Raw genomic sequence first — 1,945 nt, forward strand, 5'->3', positions numbered from 1 at the left:
CCCCGACAGCAAACTGGACGTGCTCAACGACTCGGACAACGTATTCATAATGGTGGACGAGGCCCACCGCACCCAGTACGGCACGCTGGGAGCGCAGATGTCGCGGGCGCTGCCCAACGCGGTGATGATCGGCTTCACCGGCACTCCCATCGACAAGGGGTTCGGCCACAGCACCATGAAGCGCTTCGGCCCGCTCATCGACTCCTACACCATCCCCCAGTCAGTGAAAGACGGCGTTACCGTGCCTATCTGGTACGAGGCCCGGATGCCGGAGCTGCACATCGAGGGGCCGAACACGCTGGACAAGCTCTTCGACGCCATGTTCGACGACGAAACGGACAGCGTGCGCGAGGAGATACGCCGCCGCTACGCCAACCGGGAGACGGTGGCCGAGGCGGAGCAACGCATCCAGATGATCGCCTTGGACATCGCCCAGCACTTCAGGGACAAGGTGCGCCCCAACGGGTTCAAAGCCCAGGTGGTCGCCCCCAGCCGCGCCGCCGCACTGCGCTACACCGAGCAGCTGAGGGGCTTCGGCCTCAGCGCCTACCCCATCATCACCACCGGCCACAACGACGGCCCCGAGTTCCAGGTCGCCAAGGAACTGGACCAGGAGCAGATCACCAACGCCTTTGTCGACCCTAAGGGCGAGCCGGAGGTGCTGGTTGTGGTCGACATGCTGCTAACCGGATTCGACGCCCCGGTGGAGCAGGTGCTCTACCTGGACCGCCCGCTGCACGAGCACGGTCTGCTCCAAGCCATCGCCCGCGTCAACCGCCGCTTCTCCCACGAGAAGGACGGCACTCCCACAGAGAAGGGGCACGGACTCGTAGTGGACTACTGCGGCATATCCCACGACCTGGAGCAGGCGCTGGCCAGCTTCGAGTGGGACGACGTGCAGGACACGATGCAGCCGCTGGAGGAGGACCCTGCCACGGTCATCGACGCCGCGGCCGTCCGGGCTGAATCCCACTTCAGGGGGCGGGACCTGAGCGACACCTGGGCCTGCGTCCTTATGTTTGCGCCGGACGCCAACACCGAGGGCAACTACAAGGCCGACCTGTTCGAACGGTTCAACTTTGATTACCGCCAGTTCTCCCGCCTGATGGACCGCCTGCTGCCCGACCCGAGAGGGCTGCCCTACGTTGACCGGCTGGCCCGGCTCACTTTGATCCGCTCCTACGTACGCTCCCACTTTCTCCGCGAGAACGCCGACGTCAATTGGACCGACATCGGCGCCAAAGTGAAGCAGCTCATAGACCAACGCATCAGCGCAGAAGTGCGCGAGATGATGCGGCCGGTTTCCATCCTCGATCAGGACTTCGACGAGAAGATCGCCCACCTGCCCCACGCCGAGGCCCGCGCCTCGGTCATGGAGCACGCCATCCGCGCCCAGATTCATGAGCGGCTGGAGCAGAACCCGGCCTTCTACGAGCGCCTCTCCCAGCGTCTCGCCCGCATCATCAAGCAGATGCGGAGCCAGCTAATCGACGCGTCCGAAGCCTACCGGCAGATGGCGGTGTTACAGGGTGAGGTCCATGGCGAGGCCACCGTCGCCGCTCGGCACGGTCTGTCGCCGGTTTCCCTGGCCATCTACGGAATCCTGCAAGGGCCGACCATCGAGGAGACAGAAGAGGAGAGACAGGTCCGACAGGATGCAGGCTCATACGTCATAGACGTGGACTCCGATATGCGGGACGTCGCGCTGAGGGTCGAGGAAGTGCTGACCGGGCATGCCGTGATCGAGTGGCAGACCAACGAGGACGTGCAGCGGCAGATGCGCCGGGACGTCAAGGGCAGCCTCCGAGCCACGGGTTTGTATGACGAAGCCCAGATGGACGAGCTCGCCAACCTGATCGTGCAGGTCGCCAAGAGCCGGGTGTAACGTGACTGAGCTTGGCCGGATCAGGTTCGGCGACGCCACCATCGAGTACGAGGTCCATCG

General features: G+C 64.4%; 1 protein-coding gene. It reads left to right on the forward strand.

Features of this window, described 5'->3' with window-relative positions; all coding sequences use genetic code 11:
• The coding region (locus OXC99_00150; GenBank protein ID MCY4623412.1) for a DUF3387 domain-containing protein at window positions 1-1,885 on the forward strand (1,885 nt) is incomplete at its 5' end.
• Window positions 1,886-1,945: the final 60 nt, after the last annotated feature.

This window comes from Chloroflexota bacterium, assembly GCA_026713825.1.
In the GTDB taxonomy this organism is placed as follows: domain Bacteria; phylum Chloroflexota; class Dehalococcoidia; order Lucifugimonadales; family UBA1127; genus UBA1127.